This is a genomic window from Pseudodesulfovibrio piezophilus C1TLV30 (assembly GCF_000341895.1).
Lineage (GTDB): Bacteria > Desulfobacterota > Desulfovibrionia > Desulfovibrionales > Desulfovibrionaceae > Pseudodesulfovibrio > Pseudodesulfovibrio piezophilus.
On sequence record NC_020409.1, the window covers coordinates 1,956,416 to 1,980,564 of the forward strand.

Annotated in this window: 21 protein-coding genes; 4 read left to right on the plus strand and 17 right to left on the minus strand. The window is 54.4% G+C overall.

Annotated features, from left to right (window positions below; genetic code table 11):
• Positions 1-69: 69 nt before the first annotated feature.
• The 4 genes from BN4_RS09360 to BN4_RS09375 all read left to right on the plus strand — a co-directional run bounded on the left by BN4_RS09360 (position 70) and on the right by BN4_RS09375 (position 4,668).
• A complete protein-coding gene (locus BN4_RS09360; RefSeq protein ID WP_015415145.1) occupies positions 70-1,812 on the plus strand; it encodes an aldehyde ferredoxin oxidoreductase C-terminal domain-containing protein in 1,743 nt (580 codons plus the stop codon).
• A gap of 107 nt (positions 1,813-1,919) precedes the next feature.
• Positions 1,920-2,783: a hypothetical protein gene (locus BN4_RS09365; RefSeq protein WP_041720257.1), complete on the plus strand. Its 864-nt coding sequence runs from the start codon at positions 1,920-1,922 to the stop codon at positions 2,781-2,783.
• A 9-nt stretch (positions 2,784-2,792) separates the two neighbouring features.
• Complete coding sequence (locus BN4_RS09370) at positions 2,793-4,379, plus strand: L-aspartate oxidase (RefSeq protein WP_015415147.1); 1,587 nt, start codon at positions 2,793-2,795, stop codon at positions 4,377-4,379.
• A gap of 16 nt (positions 4,380-4,395) precedes the next feature.
• Complete coding sequence (locus BN4_RS09375) at positions 4,396-4,668, plus strand: glutaredoxin family protein (protein ID WP_041720259.1); 273 nt, start codon at positions 4,396-4,398, stop codon at positions 4,666-4,668.
• A gap of 1 nt (position 4,669) precedes the next feature.
• Here the strand turns inward: BN4_RS09375 and BN4_RS09380 are convergent, their stop codons facing one another.
• The 17 genes from BN4_RS09380 to BN4_RS09460 all read right to left on the minus strand — a co-directional run bounded on the left by BN4_RS09380 (position 4,670) and on the right by BN4_RS09460 (position 24,006).
• Entirely contained in the window at positions 4,670-5,275 is a 606-nt protein-coding gene (locus BN4_RS09380) for a histidine phosphatase family protein (RefSeq protein WP_015415149.1), read from the minus strand.
• The gene (locus tag BN4_RS09385; protein ID WP_015415150.1) at positions 5,272-6,399 is read right to left on the minus strand and encodes a DVU_1551 family NTP transferase; all 1,128 of its coding nucleotides are present in this window, start codon (positions 6,397-6,399) and stop codon (positions 5,272-5,274) included. Before BN4_RS09385 ends, BN4_RS09380 begins: the two co-directional genes overlap by 4 nt.
• Positions 6,396-7,385 (minus strand): XdhC family aldehyde oxidoreductase maturation factor, encoded by a 990-nt coding sequence (locus tag BN4_RS09390; RefSeq protein ID WP_015415151.1) that lies wholly within the window; start codon positions 7,383-7,385, stop codon positions 6,396-6,398. Before BN4_RS09390 ends, BN4_RS09385 begins: the two co-directional genes overlap by 4 nt.
• A 3-nt stretch (positions 7,386-7,388) precedes the next feature.
• On the minus strand, positions 7,389-8,699 hold the full coding sequence (locus tag BN4_RS09395; protein ID WP_015415152.1) for a DVU_1553 family AMP-dependent CoA ligase: 1,311 nt from the start codon (positions 8,697-8,699) through the stop codon (positions 7,389-7,391).
• Positions 8,680-10,041, minus strand: coding sequence for a radical SAM (seleno)protein TrsS (trsS, locus tag BN4_RS09400; protein WP_015415153.1), 1,362 nt, complete (start codon positions 10,039-10,041; stop codon positions 8,680-8,682). The genes BN4_RS09395 and trsS overlap by 20 nt, the downstream gene beginning before the upstream one ends.
• Entirely contained in the window at positions 10,038-10,493 is a 456-nt protein-coding gene (locus tag BN4_RS09405) for a DVU_1555 family C-GCAxxG-C-C protein (protein WP_015415154.1), read from the minus strand. The genes trsS and BN4_RS09405 overlap by 4 nt, the downstream gene beginning before the upstream one ends.
• A complete protein-coding gene (gene trsM / locus BN4_RS09410) occupies positions 10,483-11,163 on the minus strand; it encodes a DVU_1556 family methyltransferase (RefSeq protein WP_015415155.1) in 681 nt (226 codons plus the stop codon). The genes BN4_RS09405 and trsM overlap by 11 nt, the downstream gene beginning before the upstream one ends.
• Entirely contained in the window at positions 11,160-11,375 is a 216-nt protein-coding gene (locus BN4_RS09415) for a DVU_1557 family redox protein (protein ID WP_015415156.1), read from the minus strand. Before BN4_RS09415 ends, trsM begins: the two co-directional genes overlap by 4 nt.
• Positions 11,372-13,618, minus strand: coding sequence for a pyridine nucleotide-disulfide oxidoreductase/dicluster-binding protein (locus tag BN4_RS09420; RefSeq protein WP_015415157.1), 2,247 nt, complete (start codon positions 13,616-13,618; stop codon positions 11,372-11,374). The genes BN4_RS09415 and BN4_RS09420 overlap by 4 nt, the downstream gene beginning before the upstream one ends.
• Positions 13,619-13,691: 73 nt before the next feature.
• Positions 13,692-16,409, minus strand: coding sequence for a molybdopterin-dependent aldehyde oxidoreductase (locus BN4_RS09425; RefSeq protein ID WP_015415158.1), 2,718 nt, complete (start codon positions 16,407-16,409; stop codon positions 13,692-13,694).
• A gap of 81 nt (positions 16,410-16,490) precedes the next feature.
• Positions 16,491-17,507, minus strand: coding sequence for a molybdopterin-binding protein (locus BN4_RS09430; RefSeq protein WP_015415159.1), 1,017 nt, complete (start codon positions 17,505-17,507; stop codon positions 16,491-16,493).
• Positions 17,508-18,173: 666 nt separating this feature from the next.
• Positions 18,174-19,337 (minus strand): aminotransferase class V-fold PLP-dependent enzyme, encoded by a 1,164-nt coding sequence (locus BN4_RS09435; RefSeq protein ID WP_015415160.1) that lies wholly within the window; start codon positions 19,335-19,337, stop codon positions 18,174-18,176.
• A gap of 269 nt (positions 19,338-19,606) precedes the next feature.
• Positions 19,607-20,224 carry a GntR family transcriptional regulator gene (locus BN4_RS09440; RefSeq protein WP_015415161.1) on the minus strand — a complete coding sequence of 206 codons (618 nt, stop codon included), beginning with the start codon at positions 20,222-20,224 and terminating at the stop codon, positions 19,607-19,609.
• An 89-nt stretch (positions 20,225-20,313) separates the two neighbouring features.
• Entirely contained in the window at positions 20,314-20,886 is a 573-nt protein-coding gene (locus BN4_RS09445) for a class I SAM-dependent methyltransferase (protein ID WP_015415162.1), read from the minus strand.
• A gap of 109 nt (positions 20,887-20,995) precedes the next feature.
• Positions 20,996-22,318, minus strand: a complete 1,323-nt coding sequence (locus BN4_RS09450; RefSeq protein WP_015415163.1) for a trypsin-like peptidase domain-containing protein — start codon at positions 22,316-22,318, stop codon at positions 20,996-20,998.
• A gap of 1 nt (position 22,319) precedes the next feature.
• Complete coding sequence (locus BN4_RS09455) at positions 22,320-23,171, minus strand: zinc metalloprotease HtpX (protein WP_015415164.1); 852 nt, start codon at positions 23,169-23,171, stop codon at positions 22,320-22,322.
• Positions 23,172-23,256: 85 nt separating this feature from the next.
• Entirely contained in the window at positions 23,257-24,006 is a 750-nt protein-coding gene (locus BN4_RS09460) for a substrate-binding periplasmic protein (protein ID WP_157871335.1), read from the minus strand.
• Between the last annotated feature and the right edge of the window lie 143 nt (positions 24,007-24,149).

Consider the following 24,149-nt stretch of genomic DNA (forward strand, 5'->3'; position numbering starts at 1 on the left):
ATTCGCCGTTTTCCCTCGCAGTATTGAGGGCTGGAGTACCTCAAAGGCGGAAGCGGCAAGGAGATCGGGATGGACACAATCATACGCATCAATGTCGGAGCCTCCGGCGGTCCCAAGGCTGATAAGGAGCCTATTGGGAAGTATGTCGGCTTTGGCGGTCGAGCCATGACCGCAGCCATGGTGCATGATGAGGTCCCTCCCCAATGCCATCCCCTGGGACCGGAAAACAAATTGATCATTGCACCGGGGTTGCTGACCGGCTCTGCGGCCAGCACCTCCGGTCGTCTTTCCGTAGGCTGTAAAAGCCCCCTGACAGGCGGTATCAAGGAATCCAATGTGGGAGGCATGGCCGGACAATATCTCGGCCATCTCGGTATCGCCGCCATCGTGCTCGAAGGCAATCCTTCCTCGGAAACACTCTACAAAGTCATTATCACACGGGAAGGAGTGAGTATAGAACCGGATGACGACCTGCGCATGCTCACCAATTATGAACTCTGTGCGCGATTGAAGAAAATCCACGGCAGCACTGTTGCTGTCATCTCCATCGGGCCTGCCGGAGAGATGGGCCTGTCCAACTCCTCCGTCGCCGTAACGGATGCCCACTTCCGCCCGACCCGTCAGGCACGGCGAGGCGGTGTCGGCGCAGTCATGGGAGCCAAGCACATCAAGTGCATCGTTATCGACCCCGCCGGGACGACCATCCGGGAACCGGCCGACCCGGAGCGGTTCGAAACTGCCAATCGAAAATTCATCGACGGTTTGCACCGTCATCATATCACCGGCCACGACCTGCCTCAACACGGAACCAATGTTCTCACCAATCTGATCGATGGCGCAGGCAGCTACCCTGCTCTCAACTTTCGGCATGGCCGGTTCGACGGCACCCCATCCATTGATGGATACGCCATGGAATTGCTCGCTGACGCACGCTCGGAAAGCACGACCTGTTCCGATTCCTGTTTCAAGGGATGCAGCATCCAATGTTCAGCCCAGTATCTGGACAAGGACGGTAATTTCCTGAGTAAAAGACCGAGCTATCAAACCATCTGGGCACATGGAGCCAACTGCGGCATAGACGACCTTGATGTCATCGCCCGACTGGACTTCATGGATGATGATTTCGGATTCGACAGCATTGAAATGGGTGTCGCCATCGGATTGGCCATGGACGCCGGGGTCATTGAATTCGGTGATGCCGAGGGAGCCATTCGATTGCTGAAGGAAGCAGGACGGGGAACACCCATGGGCCGAATTCTTGGCAGTGGCGCGGCCACTGTTGCACGGTGCTTCGGGCTGGAGCGTGCTCCGGTTGTCAAAGGACAAGCCATGCCTGCCTATGATCCCCGATCGGTCAAGGGGATCGGCGTTACCTATGCCACCTCTCCCCAAGGTGCTGATCATACCGCAGGTTATGCCGTGGCTCCCAATATTCTCAAGGTCGGCAGAGACATCGATCCGTTGGGTATCGAAGGACAAATCGATATCTCCCGCAACCTCCAGATCGCCACTGCGGCCCTTGATGCAACCGGATATTGTCTTTTCGTGAGTTTTGCCATCCTTGACCAACCGGATACCTTTGACGCCATGCTGGCAACCATCAATGGCATGTTCGACCTCAAGCTGACCGGCCGGGATATCGTCGAACTGGGCAAGCTTGTCCTGCGCATGGAGCGCGCCTTCAACGAGAAGGCCGGTTTCACCAAATTCCACGACAGACTGCCGATGTATTTTTCCCGTGAACCCCTTGGGCCGCACAACACGACCTTTGATATTCCGGACAAGGATCTGGATCTGGTTCACCAGTATTGACAACAACCATCCTCGACCCAGGAGGGGTGCTCTCTTTCGGGGGCCCCCTCCACGTTCGAGGGAAAACCGGACGATGTCGCCCGGCGAAAACACCCAACGGAGGGGTCATGTTTCAGCATATGCATACAACTGACGACGCCGTGTTTTCCATGCAGCATACTGCCTATGAAACAGAGCACTCTCTCTTCCCCGCGACTTCACCCGGCGGTACGACCTTTCGGACACAACGGCTCGGCACGTACCTCATTTCCGATCTCTTCCGTGGCGATTATATGGCTCCCACCACTTTCACTCACAATAAACGACTGATTTCCCTGGTCAGGGGCAAGGAAATTTTCTTCACGGGCGAAACCTTTGACCAATGGGATCTTGATGTTCTGCTCCACTGTGTGAATAATGCTCCGGCCAACACCCGGCAAGCGTGTCAGATACAATTTTCCCCGGCTGACCTGCTCCATTCACTGCACCTGCGCAACAATGAGCACAATCGCGACCAGGTTTTTGCCAGCCTACAACGCCTGCATACCGGCGTCATTGATATTTCCGGCAGTGAATATCGGTACATGACACGACTGATCAACCGCGTCCTGGTTGATCGCCAACAGAACATGTGTCTCGTTGAAATCAATGGAGATGTTGTCACGACATTCCGCTCAGGAGGCACTCCCATGAAACTGGAGGACCGACGTTTCCTCGGACGTAACGGGCTGGGCAAATGGCTCCTGGGCGCGACCAAGGTCTTCGAGGGGGGATTCACTGCTGAAATGCTGAGTCTGCAAGCACTGTGTGGCACCCCGACAAAACAGAAACACTGCTTTGCAAACCGCCTGACAAAGGCACTTGATCTGCTGGCGGAAAACGGGCGTGTTGAGAGCTGGAATATGGATGGAGACAGGGTTCAGGTCACAACCCATCCACTGCAAATTCGAAATACGGCCTGCGGCATATTTTGTTCAGGCGTCTGCGCTTAGAAGGATACCATGCATACTGATCGGACCATCACCCAGGCTCTCGTCATCGGCTCCGGCATAGCCGGTGCCACCTGCGCCCTTTCCATCGCTGCCCAAGGTCATGAAGTCACGCTGATCAGCGCCGGGGAAGAACTCGGCGATGGCAATACCGCCTCGGCGCAAGGGGGAATCGTGACCCGAGGCGACGAAGATACCCCGGCTTTACTCTCCAAGGATATCAGAAAAGCGGGCTGGAATCACAATCACACGCCTGCCGTCAATCATCTGGCAAGAAACGGGCCGGATGCAGTACGTGAAGTCCTCATTGACAAATTGGGCGTCCCTTTTGCCACCAAAGAAGACGGTTCAGGTTTTGACATGACTCGTGAGGGCGGCCATTCCGTCAGCCGAGTCCTCTACTGCGGCGACTACACAGGCAAGGCGATCATGGACAGTCTCAGGGCCGCAGTTATTGCCGACCCGAACATCAAGATCGCCACAGGCAGAACTGCCGTGGATTTGATCACCAGCCATCATCATACCTGCAAGCTTTCTTTCCAGTACAGCAGAATCAACAAATGTCTCGGTGCCTATGTCTACAATAACGACACCAGAAATGTTGAAACCATACTGGCCGACCATACAGTCCTGGCGACAGGCGGTCTCGGGCGCATTTTCCTGCACTCAACCAATACAGAATCTTCCGTGGGGAGTGCCCTGTCCATGACACACAGGGCCGGAGCCAAGATCATGAACGCCGAGTTCATGCAGTTTCATCCCACCACACTCTACCATCGGTCCAAGCGCCGCTTCCTCATCACCGAAGCCATGCGCGGCGAAGGTGCCCATCTGGTGGACAGCAAGGGCAAACGATTCATGGAGCGCTATGACACCCGCAAGGAACTTGCCCCGCGCGACATTGTCTCCCGAGCCATTGTGGACACGCTCCACCGCAGTGGAGAGGAATGCGTCTTTCTGGATTGTACTCCCGTACAACATAATCTGGCTGAGCGTTTCCCCACCATCTATGCCCACTGCCTGGACATTGGCATCGATATCCAGCGCGACCCCATTCCTGTGGTTCCGGCCGCACACTACCATTGCGGCGGGGTGTATTCGGACATCAACGGACGAACCAGTCTGGAACGGCTGTTCGCCATCGGCGAATGCAGTTGCACCGGTGTTCACGGGGCCAATCGACTTGCGAGTACCTCCCTGCTCGAAGGCGTCTTGTGGGGACGCAACGCAGGCAACTTCATCGGTCGACAACTCACCAGAAATCCCTCAATCAACAAACGCCTTCTGGAATCCATTCCGGATTGGGAATACCCCGGCCTGGTGCACAACGAAGACCCGGCCCTCATAGCCCAGGACTGGATGAACATCCGCTCGACCATGTGGAATTATGCGGGCATCAACCGCACAGAGCAACGATTGGCCAGAGCATGTGAAGACCTGCGAGGCCTGATCCGTGACCTGACACAATTTTACAAGAAAACACCACTTTCGAAATCACTCATCGACCTTTACCATGGGTGCTACGCAGCGTATATTGTGGCAATGTCCGCCCAATGCAACAAGCAAAGTATCGGCTGCCACGCCTTGCAAAATGATTGATGTCCTGGAGGAAATCATGAACCGGAAAATCACGCTCTACGCACTCAGCACATGCACTCACTGCCACAACGTCGGCACACTCCTGGAAGAATTGCTCGGGCCAAAGGGGTTTACACATATTTATGTGGATCGTCTCTCTGGCGACGAACGCAATATCACCATGCGTGCCCTCCGTACCAAAAACCCGGAAATGTCCTTCCCCACCACAGTCATCGGGGATAAAGTGATCACTGGTGAAAAATTGGATGTCATCAGGAAACTGGTCGAAGAGGCATCCCCTCAAAAATAACTCAGTTCAATGCCTCTTCAACCTGATCCGGGGCAATGGACTCAGCCAAAACCTGCAAGCCCGAATCTGCTCGAGCCAGTACACAGCACCAGCCATGCCGTGGAGTAAAGTGAAAAAGATCGTCCAAAGGATGCCCTGTCAGACGACACAGGAGAGAACGAATCACGCCAGCATGGGTCGCAGCCAGAATCGGAAGAGTTGACTCCGGCAAAGATTCCAGGACCGAAAGAGCACGGGCAGCCACATCTGCGAAAGACTCTCCTCCGGGTGGACGAAACGAAGCGAACCGGCGTCCACGCTGCTCATACGCCTCGGCATCCGTCTGCTTGAGAACCGCAAAGGATTGTCCCTCCCACAGCCCCATATCGATCTCATCAAGCCCTGGCAGGGTTTCCACATCGAGCCCAAGATGAAGGGCCAGGGGAGCGACCGTTTCCATGGCACGGACGGCCGGGCTTGAGACAATCCTGCCAAACCGCACCGCGCCGAGAGTGGAAATCAGACCGTGTGCTTGAACAACGCCAGCCGGGGACAGAGGGAGCGGCGTTTGTCCAATGCATCGCCCTGTTCCGCCGGAAGTCCGGGCATGCCGAACAAGGACGATCATCCGCCCCCCTCGAAAGCCAGGGTTTCCACGTCCACGCCTATCACACGCTCGAGGCGCGCCCGCACGGCATTGGCCCGTTCCTGTCTGGCCCGAATGGCTTTCCTGGCTTCTGGACGATCGCCAAAGAGCATCAGCTTGGCCTCATACCTGGCATTAAGCCGAACCGGAGAGCTTCCCTGCACCAATTTATCGGCAAGAAAGACGATCTCCTTTTCAGTCATGTTGTCCCGTTCCCCAAGAGAGAGATCCGAATGTTCCCGGACAATTTGGGCCGCATCGGTAAAACCGTGTTCGAGTAACCGCCATGCACCCACCGCGTCATGATGCTTTCGACCCTTGCCAATGTCATGAACCATGGCAGCCCCGGTTGCCAACGCCGGATTCAAAAGCGCATGGGGCGTACATGTTTCATTAAATCTGAGACAAAGAATTTTGGCCACACGGGCAACGGCTGCACAGTGCTCTCGAATATCCTGTGAAACTCCATAGACATCCCACAGTTGTTCCCACTCCTCAGCGAAGGGGTATTCCTGCCCCACGCGCTTCATGGCAAATTCATAGTCAGCCGGATGATCGAGGTCCCTGAGTGATCCGGCGTCAGTCACCACGAGATCGTGCGCCCCGGACTCAAAGGTATCCAGCAAGGCCCGCAAGCCGCCCTGCCCATCATGCGTGAGAATGTGAGGGATAAGGCTGGAGGAAATAAGTGGGGGATGGCCCCGTTGCCCCTGAAACCGTGGGTAGAAAACAGAGGCATCGCTTTCGGAGAAAGCCTGGATAAGCCGGGTAACGGTTTCAACCCGAACAAGGGGGATATCCACCGGAAGCAGGAAGAATCCGGATATGGTTGGATCGAGGGCACGGATTCCGGTCAGAACTGATGAAAACATGCCCTGTTCATAGTCGGCATTGTGAACTGCCACGGCTCCGGCCCGACGGGCGGCGGACGCCACCTCTTCCGCTCTTTTTCCTGTCACAACTATAATTCGAGCCACCCCATTCTGCCGAAAAACTTCAATACAGCGGGACAGCACTGTTCCCGAGCCAAGGGGGAGCAACGGCTTGAACGATCCCATGCGCGAGGAAAGCCCTGCTGATGGGATCACAGCCGCCAACCTGGTCATGTTCCCTCCCCGGAACGAACCTGAATCAGCTCGGCACAAATACTGACAGCAATCTCTTCCGGAGTCTGCGCGCCAATGGGCAGTCCGATGGGACAGGAGCATCGATCAATGTCCTTCTGTGAAAAACCTTCCTCAAGAAGAACGGCATAAATGGAGTCGCGCTTTCTGCGACTGCCGATCATTCCGATATAACCGGCGACAGTTCCCAGCGCTTCCGCCAGAACAGTTTTGTCATGCAGATGGCCACGAGTCACAATGATCACGAATGAATCCTTGCGCACATCCAACGCTTCGCAACACCCTTTGAAGGAGGAGAGCACCACGACTTCATCAGCTTCGGGAAACCGTTCCGCATTGGCAAAATCAGCCCGATCATCCAGAACCACCGTTCGAAAACCAATCATGGCCGCGACCCGAGCCGTGAATTGAGACACATGCCCGGCCCCGAATATATAAAGCGAGGGAGCAGGAATAAACGGTTCAACAAGTTTCAATTCCGTCTCGGTTTTTTCAAAAGTCGGGGTCTCTCCCTGCATGAATTCAATTCGAATTTCATGACTCACGGCGCGTAGCTGATCACTCTTTTCAAATCGGGTACACAACGCGGCACGGGTGCCCTTACGCAGCAAGCCATCGAGATCAACATAAGCGGCAGCGCATGGCCCGTCCGGTTCCACGACCTCCATGAGCACGGTCAGACCTCCCCCGCAGATCATGTCCGACTCGGCAGCCAGCTCCTGTGTCATGTCCACGTAGGATACCTGCGCAGTTCCGTCCCCGCTTTCCATCAGCTTCAGGCTGTCCCGGCAAGCGTGGGCTTCAGCCAATCCTCCTCCCACAGTGCCAAAGATGGAACCATCGCCTCGAACCACCATTTTGGCCCCGGAAGACCGGGGAGTGGAACCGGAGCTTTCCACCACGGAAACCATAACAAAGGTCTCTTTCGCTTCCACAAGATCACATACCGAACGGACAAATTTCTTCATGAGTCAACTCCCCAAATGCAATTCAATGCGGCGTTTGCCAAGCCCCTGGACCGCAGGAACTCCACCATTTTCGATCTGTATCTCTATCTTGAACATTCCCTGCGTCACTCCACGCTGCAAAGGCTCCACAGTCTCAAGAGCTGCTCTGACCCGCCGGGACACACCTTCTCCCCAGCTACTTACCGTCACTCGGATCTCGCCCGGCAGAACTGCCACGCAGAAATCATCCAGCCCGTCCACAGCGTACAAAACCTCATTCAACTCCTGAAGACCAATCACGCCTGTGCCGATATCCACACCTTCATCTCGCCGAAAAACTCGTGGGTCCAGTCGTCGAGCAGGGCTGCCACAGGCGCATTGCCCGGATACAATCCGCCCAGAATCCCCTGTCCGGTACCGTATCAATGGCATCCCGCGCCGCAAGGGAGTGCTGACCACTATCTCTCCGAATTCTCCGTCCGGGAGCAATTCTCCTGTTTCCGGGCACACTATTTCCACATACACATCAGCCTCCCGCACATGCAGGCCAGAGCCAGGGCTGCACTCCACGGCTCCACCGAGACCCGTCTCAATCATGCCCCAATGCCGGAAAACCTTGCAGCCAAAAGCCTTTTCCACATTCTGTACCACAATTCCGGGGGCCATGTCCCAACACAAAAGCACGGAACGAATTTGATCCTTGGGCAAACACTCCCGCTCCCAGGCGCGGGCCACCATGTTGAGATGGGCGGATGGCCCGACAATGCACCGAACCTGCTCACGCAAACACCGGGCAATGACGTCACCCGTTCTATCAAAAATACCATATGGAACAGGCCTGGCACCAGCCCGCGTCAGAGCGTCCACAAGCAGCCGTCCCACTCCATCCGGCCGATCGCCAGGCATGAGCACGAGCACGCCTTCATCAATTCCTACCAAGTTTGCCATACCCCATCGAAAATAGTCGACGGTCGCCTCCAGATCGGCATGCGTATGAAAAACCCGCTTGGGTGGGCCAGTGGTCCCGGAGCTGTGTAAGGTGACAACACGAGCCACTGCATCACGGGACAGACACAGCAATTGTTCCGGGTCCCGACGCAGGTCATCCGCCGTCATGGTCGGCAGAGAAGAAAAGTCATCCAATGAGGCAATCTTCTCAGGAAACACCGTCTCAAAGTGTCGGGCATAAAACGGACTGTTTTTCGAAGCATGTTCGACAATCCTGCGCAACTGATCAAGCTGCCAACTGCGCAGAAACTCCCGAGTCGGAGGGTGGTCCGTCCCGAGCCAGCCCAGACGCAGGGCGAGACATTGATCAAGATTGGACAGGCCCATGACATTTCCCCCGATACAGGCTTTCACCGTCCATGGATGTCAGGTTGTAGGCGCAGAAGGGAATCAATCTCCCGTCCGGCGAAACCACATGAATACAACACCCCTTGAGACGTTCCAGATCAAGTGTCCAGGCATCCTGAAAAGCCATGGCTGAAATAGCCAGCGTATGCGTGGCGGCCCGTTCGATGAAGACATCCAGTTCATCAGGGACATCGGTTGTCATGGCATGGGCCATGGGCAGGGACGTTCCCGGTGCTGCCCACTGTCGCTTGACAAAAGCCTTGGCCTTGTCAGCCCCCTCTTCCGCCGGTCGCGGCGCACACCCGCACTGCCCCTTGGCAGAAAGTCGTTTGAGGGCACGGGATTCCGTCACCACATAGTTGGCATGAAAAGAACAATGGGAATGCTCGCACCCCGGCGGCTGAAAATCAATGGCTCGAATACTTCCTCCGGTCTGCTCTTCAAGGGAACGCATCAACTCAGGCAGCGTGATTCGCTGTGCATCATCCGGTGCATCGGGATACCGGCCAAAATAGCTCACCGGCTGAAAATGGACACCCCGTACTCCGGGGGAATGCAGGGAAGCTAACCGTACTATTGCACCCAGGTCATGCTCATTGACTCCCGGCACCACAGTAGGGACCAGGACAACACCCACCCCGACCTCAGTCAAAGCTTCCATAGCCGCGATTTTGTCCGCAAGAAGCGGTTTTCCTCGAAGTGACCCGTAAATATCATCGCTGGTCCCGTCAAATTGCAAAAAGACCGAGGACAAGCCTGCTTCAGCCAATGTGGCGGCATATCCCGGCTCCCGGGCAAGGCGCAGGCCATTGGTATTGAGTTGGACAAAGGGAAACCCTTTGCCACGCGCCAGACGAATCAAGGCTGGCAGATCATCTCGCACGGTCGGCTCTCCACCTGAGAGTTGAATATTGCACAGCCCGGAAATCCGAATGACCCTATCCAACAAAAAACCGATTTCTTCCACTGCCGGATCGGTCTGTGCCTGCTTGCCCGAGGACGCAAAACAGACAGGACACCCGAGATCACACCGCCAGGTCACCTCAATCAAAGCTGTACAGGTATGCTGCCGATGGGCACCACAAAGACCGCAGTCATTAGGGCACCCCTTCTCAACCTTGGTCAAAGGCTCCTTGGGCAGAGAGGGAATCTTGGCTCGTGACCAGCCATGAAAATCAGGCGTACCTCGCCAGACAACAGTCCTAAAAACACCGTGTTCCGGACATTCCTTGACCAAAAAAGTCTCACCATTCACGCTTTCGTGGGTCGCAATGACCGGAGCCAGGCAGACAGGGCAGACGCTGCGCGGAAGAGCACTCATGGCATGTCCCGGCCCTCGGCCGGATCAAAATTATTTTCAGCCACAATTTCGCGGACCTTCTCATGTGCGTCGGCAAGAAGTCCGCCACACAAAACAGGATCGGCCTGCCCACACCGGCCATCCAAGATATGACCGCATGTCGTCCCGCCATGTTCGGCAGTACGCTCCGCAAACCAATCTCGCAAAGACTCCAGCATGACAGGAAGCACTTCTTCGGCCTCTTCCAAATCCGTACCCTTGCCACCGAACACCCCCAAGACCATGGCCGCACCAGTCAGCACACCACACGGACCGGAACAGTCTCCGAGCCCATTGCACAATCCAGCCGCTGCCCTGACCAGATCAGGATTTTCCCTGTCCATTTCATCCAGAGTCAGCAGAACCATGATCTGGCTGCAACAATACCCTTTGCCTGCCAATTCCATCATTCGCAATCCGGCGTCACCCACCATTTTCCAACCCTTTTTTCTGCGCGATCACAAGATGATACCCGACCCTGCGACTTTCACAAGTACACTGGTTACGAGGCTTTCCGTCAATGAATATCAGTTTGGCCGCCAACTCCTTGAGATGACGGGAATGGTCTTCCACCAGAAAGACCGAAAATCCCTGTGCCACAAGCATCTCCCGCGTGACCGAGAGCGGACCGGCCCGATCCGCACAAGAGGCACCACTTCCAACGCCCTCTCCGCCTTCTCCGTGAAGGTCAGACAGCACCAAAAAACCTCCGGGCCTGAGGACACGATAAAATTCACGCAAACCAGCGCTCTTGTCGTCAAACAAAGAGAGAACACATTCACAAAAAAGCGCATGAAAGACCCCATCACCAAAGGGAAGTATAGCACCGTCAGCCTGGACACACCTGCTTCCAGTCGAAGCACGCTGAATCTGCTGCAACGATGTTTCCACCCCAAAGGCTTGTGCTCCGTAACGGGAGCAAAGGCGTTTCATGGTCGCTCCCAGGCCGCTCCCGACATCAAGAACCCGCCAGCCAGGGACCACGCCAATCAATTCCGCCGCCCTGTCCGTCAAATTCAATCCACCAGGCCGCAGCGTCGTCCCTGCCGCCGCACGCAGTTCCGCACGCTCCCACAGAGGAATAGCAGCTTCAGGCGTGGTCATTTATCCTCCAACAACTGCTCCACGGAATGCATCTTACCAAGGGCAAGCCCCTCTGGAATCAACACCAACCCGCACTTCGGGCAGGTCGGCAATTCCACGTTGAATAAAGAGTCGAGATATTCAAGCTCCACGGCGCGTGGCACCAACTTCTCATTGCAGGTCGCACACTGCCAGGCAGCGGCATCCGCTTCCGGCACCTTGATGACACTCATGCCTGTCCCCCCTTGATGCGCATACGGTGGCACCAGACATTATGAACGGTAAAGACATCGCCGGAACGCTCGAACTCCACCCAATAGGTGACGGTCACCGGCCGGAATGAAGCCAAAAGCCGACCAGTTTCACTATTGACAAAGCTCCGCCCCGAGTCCCGAACCTGCAACAACGTCTTTTGCACATCACTTTTAAGAATCCGCCGCTCTTCCATCAGCCGAGCAGCCTCTTCAGTGAACGTCACCTCGATGGATTCGAACGGTTCTTCTGCACCGCTATCCTGCTCGCGCCACATCTCCCGGAGCAAATGCTCCCTGAGATGCACTCGATTTTCCCGGCGTTCGGAATATCCCGGCGATGGACGCGCACCAGCATCTCCGCTTACAGGATACAAGACATCGTACAAGTGGAGAGCCCGCTTGCCTACCTTGACGAATCGATCGCGGCACATGATGCAGTACGTCACGAAATCTTCCTGAACCGAGTCGGCCCTGTGCTCTGTTATCGCATCGGCAAGCGAGGAATTGGCCTCGGCCACCAACCCGCCATAGCCACAACATTCCGTGGTTTCCCCTGTCAATTCGGGTTCGACCACGGCCTGCGCCACCTCACCGAGCAGCATCCGGACATCCTCCCGCATCATGAGATCATGCCGTGCGGAACAGGGATCATTGATAGCGACAGTCCCACACCTGGACGCAGACCTAGGCACGCCGAGCGCTCGAAGAATCGTGTAGTGTGAAGTGATTTCCGCACCGGGCAACACTTTTTTCAAAGCGCCCAGACAGGAAGGACAGGAGGCGATAATCTTGGGCTGTCCCAGGGATGCCCACATGGCGGCAAGATGGTGTGTGGCTTCGGCCTTCATATCTTCACGCCCCGCCCATTCTGCCGGGATACCACAACAATGCAGTATCAATCCCACCTGACCTATCCGGTGGCACAGGTCGGCATAGGCTCGCTGCACGACACCGGGGTTGGAAGCAGTCAATTGACAGCCGGGGAAAAAAACATATTCACTCGAATCCGTTCCCGGCGCATGACGGGCCAGGGAAACAGAATCCCGATTGGCAAAGAGCATATCCCGCAGGGCAAATTCATGGGCCGATTGTGGCATCTTCCCATGCTGCACCATACTGAGACGTGCCTCATGGCACAAATCAGCCATGGCGAAATCTTCAGGGCAAACGACTTCGCACAGCCCGCACAAAGTACAGGAGTTAATCATGCCATTGGCTTGACGTGTGCCCATGACAATAGATTCGTTATTGGAAATTTGACGAGCATACACTTTGGGATATGCCTTGTAATGCTTCAGATATTCACACTTTTTCACACATTCAAGACACTCGCACTGAAGGCAGCGCCGAGCCTCGGCACAAGCGGCCTTTTCGTCATATCCTTCATCTTCCGACACGGGAGAAGCCGAAGAAACCTTTTCGAGACTGGTGAACAGACGCGTCTCATACGCCCCTTCCTTTTCCCTGCCTGTCACCATGGAGACGCCTTGGGTAAAGCGCTCCAGGGAATTGGCTGCGCGACGCCCCGTGGCGGCCTGCAAAATAAAAGAGGGTTCCCCCAACGGACTGGCAAACAATCCTCGAAGCTGTGTCCCCAGTGTCATCGCATCCGGCTTATCAAGCCCCGCAGCAAGCTCAGGAAAAGCATCCGAATCAAGAAAAACCGCATCACTCTGCTCAATCAGGGAGAGGAGCATCGCTTTCTCGACCACAATGCCGGTTTCCATGGTGACGCCCAGTTTGCCAAGATTTTCCAGTTCCCGAACAAGCACCCCTTCGTCGAGAAAAGCCAATTCTCCCGCGACGCTGTCACAGTACAGGGTCACGTCAAATCCTCTGCGAGCCATCTCCCAGGCAGCACACAGTCCGGTGAGATTGCCACCAACAACGGCCACATGTTTGTGCCGCGATGGCAATGGGCGGGGAGGGGAAACAGGCTTGGCAGTCTCAGCGCAGAACCGCTCCAACGTCCCCATTTCTATGGGACCACCTGCATCCTTGCGCACGCATGCCTCACGGCACGGCGCATCACAAATTCGGGCCAGAACTCCTGGCAGGGGCATGGTCTTGGCGAGAACTGTCCATGCCTTGTCCCACCGTTTCTGCGCCATCAAAGAGCAGAAAGTGCGTCCATCCACATGCAAAGGGCATGCAGCGACGCACTGCGGAGGTTCCTCCTGAATACATTTACTTTCCCACTGTCTCAGTTCAGCCTGTTCCATATTCCTTCCGAGAAAGAATCAAGACAGCGGCCCATCTTGGAGGACGGACCGCTGTCAATGAGTTTACAGAGTCTTAGCCCTTGAGTCCGGCCAACACCTTTTCAGGCAGTGCAGGCAGGTCTCTAATACGAACACCACACGCATTGGCTATGGCGTTGATAACAGCGGCATGAGGAGCTGTGAGCGGCATTTCACCGACTCCGGAGGCTCCGAAGGGACCGTCGGGACGTGGGCTCTCGACATAGATGATCTCCATGTTGTCGGGGATCTGCTTGATGTACGGGAATCCGGCACCGACCATGGTCGAGTGCTTCTTGATGTCCTCATAATCTTCGCTCAGCGCCAAGCCGATACCCTGTGCTACACCGCCATGAATCTGACCGTCAACAACCAGGAAGTTATTGACGACACCAACATCGGCGACTGTGGTCATCTTTTCGACAGTCGTTTTTCCTGTTGCCAGTTCCACTGCGACTTCCGACAGGAACAAACCGTACATGTAGCAACAGAAGGGGTTACCCTGTCCGTTTTCATCACAATCATTGGCCGGAGCGGTCCACTTGCCCTCATAACGCAGGGGCAGGTCTTCGGCGACCATTTCATCATAGGTACGGAAGCTGCCATCCGGTTTGCGCATGGCTTCCACGAGGGCTTCGCAGGCAACACGGGTGGCCTGACCGGTCACAACCTGGGAGCGACTGCCGCCAGCAGGTCCGGCATTGGGAGCCTTGCTCGTATCGTTCATGACCAATCTGATCTGATCAGGGGTGAGATTGAGCGGGCGCAGGGCCTCATGAGCAGTACCCAGTGTTCCCATATCCGCGCCCTGGCCATGGTCTTCCCAGCAGGAATATACGGTCACGGTATTATCGGCATTAATACTGATATCAACCTGGGAGCTATCCGGGCCGTCAAGACCGGAACCATACACCCCAAGGCCGATTCCGACGCCGCGTTTGACTTCGGCAGTGGAATTCGCGGCAGCGCGTTTCTTGGCTTCTTCATATTTAGGCCGCAGGATGTCGAACATCTCCGGCAGTGAGTAGACTTCGGGGTCCTGGCCGGTGGGAGTGGTGGAACCTTCGCGATAGACGTTCTTGTAACGCAGCTCGAACGGGTCCATCCCCAGCTTCTCAGCCAGTTCATCCATGAGCACTTCAGACGGGAATTCACTTTCAGGTGCGCCGTAGCCACGGAAAGCGGCTCCCCAGGCGTGGTTGGTGCAGACGGTGCGTCCTTCTCCACGGATATTCGGGATATCATATCCAGCGCCGATATACTGTGCTCCGCGCAGCGTCAGCAGATCACCGAATTCGGAGTAGGGACCGTGGTCAACGCTCCAATCGGTTTCCATGCCAAGCAGTTTGCCGTCCTTGGTGGCTGCATACCGCATCCAGGTCAGGAACGGAGAACGCTTACCGGTGTAGGTCTGCTGCTGGTGCCATGTGTAGTTCAGGAAGACGGGACGGCCAGTGGCCAACGATGCCGCGCCAACCAGGGCTTCCATGGTCGGGCTGAACTTGTAGCCGAAGGTACCGCCAGTGGGGTTCTGAACCAAAACCAGATTCTCTGGCTCCACGCCGAGACCGGGGGCGATCATGTACAGATGCAGGTGCAAACCAATGGATTTGGAGTGAATGCAGAGTCTGCCTTCATCATCGGTGTAGGCAAAGCCGACATCCGGCTCGATGGGCATATGCGGCTGGCGAGAAGTATAAAAGTCGCCTTCCACAACCACGTCTGCCTTATCAAATATGGGAGCGGTATCTTCGCCTTTGGCGATTTTCTGAGTATAGTAAACGTTGGGAGTTCCGGGATGAATCTCGATAGCGTCATCAGCCATGGCAGCCGGGGCGCTCATGTATTCGGGCAACTGCTCCAACTCAACCTTGACCTTGGAAACCGCGGCCTTGGCATTCTTTTCAGTATCAGCGCAGACAATGGCAATGGCATCGCCGTACTGAAAGATCTTCTCATCGCAGAGAATGGGACGATCCCAGCCATCACCTTTGTTGGTCGGGAATGTGATCAATCCGGTAATCCGGTTCTTTCCCTTGACATCCTTGTGAGTGACGACCTTGAAGACACCGGGCATCTTCTCGGCTTCAGTGGTATCGATGGAAATGATCTTGGCATGAGAAACTTCAGCCTGAACCAGAGCGCACTGGAGGGTCTCAGCAGGCAGTTTCAGACCGATGTCCGCACCGAAGTCCCAGGTACCTGTGACCTTGGCAACTGCGGAAGGACGGGGATACTTGGTATTCCAGATCCGTCCGTCATCGGGGATCTTGAATTCCAGTTCCTCAATCTTCATATCACCGCGCATGACAGCGGCGGCATCCTGCGTGGCGTCCACAAGCTGCTGATACCCGGTACAACGGCAGGCGTTGCGATGCTTCTGGAACCAATCGCGAATGTCTTCACGGCTGGGATCAGGGTGGGAATCAATAAGAGCCTTGACGGAAACAATGAAACCGGGAGTGCAGAAACCGCACTGGGCACCGCCATGAGCCATCCATGCAACCTGAATCGGGTGCATGTGACTCGGAGTTCCGATGCCTTCAGTGGTTGTAATGCAGGCGCCTTCCTTGACGCGCTTCATTTTCATGGTGCACGAGCGAATCAGCTTGCCATCCACGATAACACTACAACTACCGCATTGGCCTGAACCACAGCCAACCTTGACACTGGTGAGGCCAAGATTCTGGCGCAAAACATTGGCGAGCGACTCATCTTGTTCGCACACCACCTGTTTGGACACGCCGTTCACGAAGAGCGTGAGTTTGATCATGACAGTATTCCTCCTTGGTATTTGGACTGTCTCACTTTGCAATTGGAAGATCGGGGCGAAAACACGACTATACAATGAAAACTATTTTCCAAAGGGACAAATGGGATATCGGCAGACATCGCAGGTTGCACAGAAACCGCCGTGTCCCAGGGCAACGATGTCTTCACGAGTCACTTCTTCACCGGCCAGCAACCTGGGAACCACCAGGTCGAAAATACTCGCTCGGTAATACATGACACATCCGGGAAGCCCCAGGATATGGACATCCCCCAGCTTGGCGACCATGAACATGGCACCGGGGAAAGTGGGAGCGCCGTAAGTGATGACCTCTGCTCCGGTGGCCCGGATTGCCGTGGGCGTCTGATCATCCGGATCCACGGACATACCTCCGGTGACCATGACCATTTCAGCCCCCTCAGCAATGGTTGCGAGGATGGCATCCCGCGTCATGGATGGATCGTCGGATGACAATTTCTGATCCATGACTGTCGAGCCAAGCTTGGAAAATTTTCTCCGGATGACCGGACCGAATTTGTCCTTGATACGACCGTGGTACACCTCGCTGCCCGTAGTCACGAGACCGACACGGAAATGGCGAAACGGACGAACCCCGACCACATAAGGGTATTCGGCACAAATGGCTTCCACCTGCTTTATCTTTGCTTCATCGATGACCAGAGGGACCACACGGGTTCCAGCCACCGGACCTGGGTCGGATATCTGAAGTCCGCTATGCATGGTGGACAACACCACTTCCTCAATGGAATTGATGCGGGTGAGCGCTTCGACATTGATGTCGAGCAGTCCGGGTGCGGCGATCATGTTGACCCGTCCTTCACAGACTTCGGTCAGCGTGATGCCCTGGCCGGATGCGGCTTTGGCAATACGGAATGCGGCTTCATCCTCATGGATGGTCCCCCGCTCCATATTCAAAACATAGATATGCTCCTTGCCCATTTCGAGCAGTGCGGAAACATCCTCTTCGCCTATGACATGCCCTTTTCTAAAGGCCGGGCCTTTGCATTCTCCGGGAACTATTTTGGTCATGTCGTGGCACAAGACCATGCCCACGGCATCCTGAACGGGAACTGTTTTCATCTTTTCGACTCCATTAGCACATGTGCAATCGGACCGGGCAAGCGAGCACGCCTTACTTCATTCCACATCGACAACGATTATGCTCATTTGGGCATAATAACAGCGACCAGAAACCCCTTTCCGGCCGCCGCTTGTGGACGGTCCGTCTCAAAAAAATCATGCCTGGACGGGCATAATAATAGACACAACTATTTTTTAGCAAGAACAAATATCAATCTGTTTCAACAAACTCGTACGGACGATACAGCGCAGGAATCGACCACTTCCTTTGGCTGTGTCAAACCGCACCTATCTGTTGGGAACGACGATTTTGACATAGTCCCAGTAGCAATCTCTAGGCCAATCAAAAAAAGATGTATTTTCAGGCTCTTGAAATCGCACTGAGGAAAGAGACTCTCTTATTGGGGGCAAAAAGGCCCACAAAGATGGTTCTCGAAAGGTGAAATTGACAAATAAGTACTCGATAACACGCTCAATATATTCAATTTTATAGACAATGAGTCAAAAAGATACAAAAAAGACGGACTTTGGGTCAAAATGACTTGGTGAAAAAAAGGACAAGCGCATGGTTGCTCGGTTGGGAGTCTTTTTGCGAAAAAAGCGGAAAATAAGAAGAGGCGGCCATTTCAAAGAATGACCGCCCCAAGACAAATAAGAAAAAATCTCTCATCGACCGAAGGTAGCAGCGATTTCAGCAACGGCTTCCAGTGCAGTCGTAATATGCTGACGGGTATTGAATGGTCCCACTCCGAAGCGAACAGTTCCTCCTTGTGCTTCAGTCCCGAGCTTACGATGGACCAACGGGGCGCACTGCAACCCGGTTCGACACGCGATGCCATAGTCTCCGTCAAGAAGTGTTCCCACATTTCCGGCTTCGAATCCATTCACATTAAAGCTGACCACAGCGATATGATTGACACGCTCCCTTTGGCAATACAGCGTGATGTTGTCGATTTTCTCCAATCCATCCACTAACAGACGGGTCAAAGCCATTTCATGTTCATGAAGGGCGTTCATTCCCTGCTCACCAATCCAGCGAACACCGGCCAGCAGCCCGGCAATACCCACGAGGTTGGGAGTGCCGTATTCCAATCGATAAGGATACTCTTCCAGATGATGCAACTGAGCGGATCGAACACCGGTTCCTCCTGCACGGGTATGGCGGATCACGACATCCTCCCCCACATAAAGACCACCGATCCCCGTGGGGCCAAGCAAAGATTTGTGGCCGGTAAAAGCCAGTATATCAATACATGACTTCCTGATATCCACCGAAATCTTTCCTGCGGACTGGGAAGCATCGACCATGAATAAAATACCCCGCTCACGACACAAGCGACCAATGGCCTCTATGGGTTGCACGGTTCCAATCACATTCGAAACATGGTTCACAACCACCAGACGAGTGGAAGGCTTGAAGAGCGCCACAAAGTCTTCAGGATGGACAAAGCCATCAGCATCAAAGTCCACATGATCTACTTCGACCTCATTATACCGCCAGTGATGATGCAAGGGACGAAGCACGGCATTGTGCTCCAGGGCAGTCGTGACAACATGGTCCCCAGGGGACACGATACCATTGATGGCCAGGTTCAGTGCGTCTGTTGAATTGAGGGTAAAGACCAACCGATTCGAATCAGTTCCATGAAAGAGAGCTGTCAGTTCTTTGCGCGTAGTCTCAATGATGTTTCCCGTTTCAATGGAAAGGTCGCACCCGGATCGCCCCGGACTGACCCCGTGGCTGCGATGGAAACTATCCATATACGTATAAACGGACTCGGGTTTGGGAAATGATGTGGCCCCGTTATCCAAATAAATCAGTTCTTCCATGACAGACCTCACGTGTTCTTCAACCACTTTTTCAATGCATGCCGCTCTCTGTATTTATTATAAATACACAATACATTTATATTGTGCAAGGCCTGTATCACCCAGAGGCTTTGACTGGGGCTGAAGAGCCTTGCCCACAACAAGAGACAGCGACAGGATCTTATCATGTCGCTGGAGCTTCCATGCGCCAGGCATCAAAGGGGAAAAGGGTTCCCTTGGCAAGACTCACAAAGAAAAAGGAACCGGAAAAAAAGGAGGGGCGAAACGGGCTAGCGAGTTCCCATGATTTCGGCTACGGAATTTCGGATATGCCTGACAGTACACTCACGCACGACGTCTTCATCCCTGGTTGCGATGGCGTCGATAAGCTCCAGTGATTCGGCAAAAAAGGTTCTCGGTTCGATCCGGCGCGGTGCAGCAAGCCAGAATCGTAGGTAATGGTTCAGGATACGTTCGAGGACAGTGGTCAGCTGGCTGTTATGAGCAGCGGTAAAAACGAGCCTGTGGATTTTCGAATCAAGGTCAACGATGGCCCTGTTGTCGTGCAGCCCGGTAAAGTCGAGGGTTTCCTGCTTCAGCGCCAGCAGTGCATCACGCTCTTCCTGAGAAATTCGTTGCGTGGCCCAAAGGTTGGCCTGGACCTCAAGGACCATGCGAATTTCCGTAATTTCCCTGATTCGTTCCAAACTCAGCGGAGTCACCATGAAGTGCGACCCCTGCCGCACAATCCATTCTTCAGCCTGAAGAGTGAGCAGAACTTCTTTGATGGGCGTTCGACTGACACCAAATTCCTCGGCCAGCTCGGACAGATTGAGAACGGATTCCGGAGCCAATTCCAAGTGAATTATCTTGGAACGCAACGCATCATAAATCACTTGAGAATCCACTGAACACCTCGATACGACATGACTTATCGACTTTGTCTGGACGGACGAAACCGACTATTGATTCAAGGTAGATTCATGCCTGTTTCGTGTCAAGGCATTCTCAACAGGCAAAAAAAGCCCTGAGATTGGTTTCCATGCATGGTCTCATAAGTCGCCTCTTCAAAAAAAAGCGTCTCGAAATCGGAAAAAAGCGCTTCCATATGATTGCGGTCATGATGGCGCAGAGTTCCGCCATCTTCGACATCAAAAACGCCATACAGGCCATATTTTTCCTTGCCCGCTTTGTAGCGGTCCAGATTTCTGCGATCCCGGTTGATCAGAAAGTCACCCACAGCAAGGATGCCGCCGGGCCGAAGCACCCGTTTCAATTCGAGAAGGGCCTGTGCCTGCGCTTGTGTTTCGATGATGCATGTGAACACCCCCATGACCACAGCGGCATCGAAGCAATCGTCTTCATAGGGAAATTCGCCTCCAGGGTATGCAGTCACGTCGAAGGAAGGATTCTCGCGCCGTGCGCGTTCCACGAGAGGTTCGGAAAAATCGATGCCAGTCAGACGAGTATAACCGACCACGGCCAGTTCTCTCATGGTTCTTCCATACCCGCATCCAAAGTCGAGTATCTGTGCGTCCCTGGGAACGCATTCCGCAAAACGATCCATCATGAACGGGGTGGTGAACGTCTTGTTCTCGCACTGCTCCGTCCAATATCTTCGTTGACCTTCTATGGGACACCTCCCTGAGTTGACGAGTAGCCCCCGATGGATTGACAGGTCACAATGTCAGCCGCACATGGTACAACCCGTTATCACGCTGGACACGCATCATCACGGTCCTCTGCATCCTGTTACGCAAAAAAGCATTGAGCAGGTCGATACCCGCTCCCAAGCGTTTGTTTCCGATCTGATGAATGATGTCGCCGGGTTTCAATCCAAGCTTGTCGGCCGGACTGCCGGGAACCACTGTTGTGACTTCAGCACCGGACCCGCTCTTGGCATCAGCCAACTCAAATCCCCATCGGGTCCGTACCAGATTGAGCGCCATCCCCTTGTCCAGAACTTGCGGTTTGAGCGTCAACTGTCTTGACTTGCCATCATGCTGAACCGTCAAGGTCACAGTCTCCCGCTTGGTGGTGCCGAACAGCTGCGTCAGGAAATCATCCTTACCGGTCACTTTTCGCTTGTTGAAAGCAAGGACGATGTCCCCTGGTTTGAGTCCGGCCCGCGCAGCAGGGGTGTCTGGATACGCCTCTGCCACCAGCATTCCGTGCACACTCTTGAGATTGAAATAACGCGCCGTGGCCTGATCTATGTCCTGACCGAAAAGCCCGAGCCAGATGGGTGAGACATGGCCGGAGTGAAGCAACTCATCGACCACGAATTTTGCCTTGTTCACCGGAATGGCGAATCCGATTCCCTCGGCTCTAGCCTGAATTGCCGTATTGATACCGATAAGTTGCCCTTCAATATTGAGCAGCGGTCCACCCGAATTGCCGGGATTAATAGCCGCGTCTGTCTGAATGAAGGAGCCGAATGCCCCGCTGTTGATCTTCATGGGCCGGTTCAAGGCCGAAACCACGCCCGTGGTCACGGTGTGGGAATACCCGAACGGGTTGCCTATGGCGATGACCGTCTCGCCGATGTAGATATCATCCGAATCCCCCATGGCGACCTGCGGCAGATTTTTCGCATCCTCAAGCTTGAGGACCGCAAGATCGAAATCAGGGTCCGCGCCGACCAGTGCGGCCTTGTACTCCCTGCCGTCATTAAGACGCACTGTAATCGTGCTGCCGTTGGCAACAACATGGGCATTGGTCAAGACCAGCGCTTTTGCTCCGTCTATGATGACCCCAGATCCCAAAGACTGAGACTGACGGGGCTGCTGTCCATAAAAGTTCTTGAAAAACTGATCGAAAAAGGGATCGCCAAAGGGAGAATGGCTTCGCCCCTGGCTCGTCTTGACCACGGTGATATTGACAACCGACGGACTGACGGCTTGCACAGCGACAACAACAGGTGTTCGCCTATGATTGGCCAAAGCCGGAGAAGCCATGAGCAGAACCGCGAGGAAAATTGCAAAAAAATGACTGCGCTGCATCCTAACGGTTCTCCCCGGCCATAGCACGTAAACGGGCAATACGATCTTCAATGGGCGGATGTGTGGCAAAAAGCGAAGCCGCGCCTTTTCCCCGAAATGGGTTGACGATAAACAGATTCTCCGTAGCGGGATTTCCCTTCATGGGAATCTGTTGGCTGGCGGAGTCGAGTTTACCCAAAGCATTCGCAAGGTCCAGGGGGTTACCGGAAAGGCGCGCTCCCGTATCATCGGCAAGATATTCACGGGATCGTGAGATTGCCATCTGAATCAATCCGGCAGCCACAGGAGCGAGAAAAGCCATGGCCAGGGCTGCAAAAGGGTTTCCCCCTTCATCATCATCCCGTCCAATGCCGAAAAGAGTGGTCCACTGCATGATATTGGCAAGGAAGACAATGGTTCCAGCCAACACGGCCGCCACTGTCTGAATGAGAATATCACGGTTGGCGATATGCCCGAGTTCATGACCAAGGACACCGCGCAGTTCATCGGGATTGAGAATATTGACGATCCCTCTGGTCACGGCGACCACGGCATTTTCAGGATTACGCCCAGTCGCAAAAGCATTAGGGGCGTCCTGAGGAACGAGGACAAGGCGAGGCTTAGGTATTCCCGCGGCCCTGGACATTTCCTCGACGACCCGGTGAATGTGGGGTGCGTCCCCCGGAGATAACTCTCGGGCATTGTACATCTTGAGGACGATCTTATCCGAATACCAATAACTGCCCACATTCATGAGCATGGCAAAACCAAAGGCCAGAAGCAGGCCCGCACGGCCACCCATTGCCCCTCCAAGGAACATGAGCAATCCGGTCAACAGGCTCAACAACAAGACAGTTTTTATCTGACTGGTCATGTCAGGCTTCCCTCCGTGTAATCATCTGCCACCAAAGATAGGAATTTGAACGGCCACGTCAAGACGAAAAAAAGATGACCCACGATCAATAGCGATCAATGATCGCCTTGAATGTCCCGTCCTGGTGCATTTCCCGAATGGCGACACCGAAATCGCGGGCCAATATTTTCGCTTCCTCACCCCGAGACCGCGAGAACATAAGGTACAGGGGGTCGCAGCCTATTTCATATGTGAACCGGATATGTTCCAGCATCCCGTTTTTTTTCGCAATATGCCGAAGCACCGCCTTGTTTCCCACAGCCGCATCCATGCGCCTGTTGGCGAGCATCCGCACAAGCTGGTGGCTGGAATTGGCTTCAATGCGGTGAAACCCTTTCATTTCGTCTATCCCGTGACCGTAGATATAATCACGGACAATTCCCACACGTAATCCCTGAAGATCAGCAAGGCATGTCACGGTCAACTCTGAATCAGCCGGAACAACGACGACATTGGTTTCCATCGCCAGCGGTTCATCCGGGAAAAAGATGATTTTTTCCCGCCTGGGAGTTCTGAACCCCGAAGAAAGAGCCAAAATGTCACCATTTTTCAACTCAAACAACGCCCGCTTCCAGGGGCGAGGCTCAAAAAGAGGGGTTTTGCCCATTCGTCTGAAAGCCTCACTGATCAGATCAAGGTTCATGCCCTTGTCTTTTCCATTTTCCCTATATTCATAAGGAGGATAGTCCTCATAGACGATAGGAAGAAGGTTTTCCTGGGCAGAGGCAAAAACGCTTGAGAAGAGGAGAGGCAGAACAACCAGACAGGCAAGGGGGAATTGTATGGGGAAAAACATGGAGTCACGGTACTCACCCGTCCCACGCTCTGCAAGGGAATAGATGCTTCTATCTGACCTAAAAATCACGTAACGAAGTGAAAAAACGCATTTATAAATTGCACCAAAGAGAAAACACGGATAACAATGGGGACACCAATTTC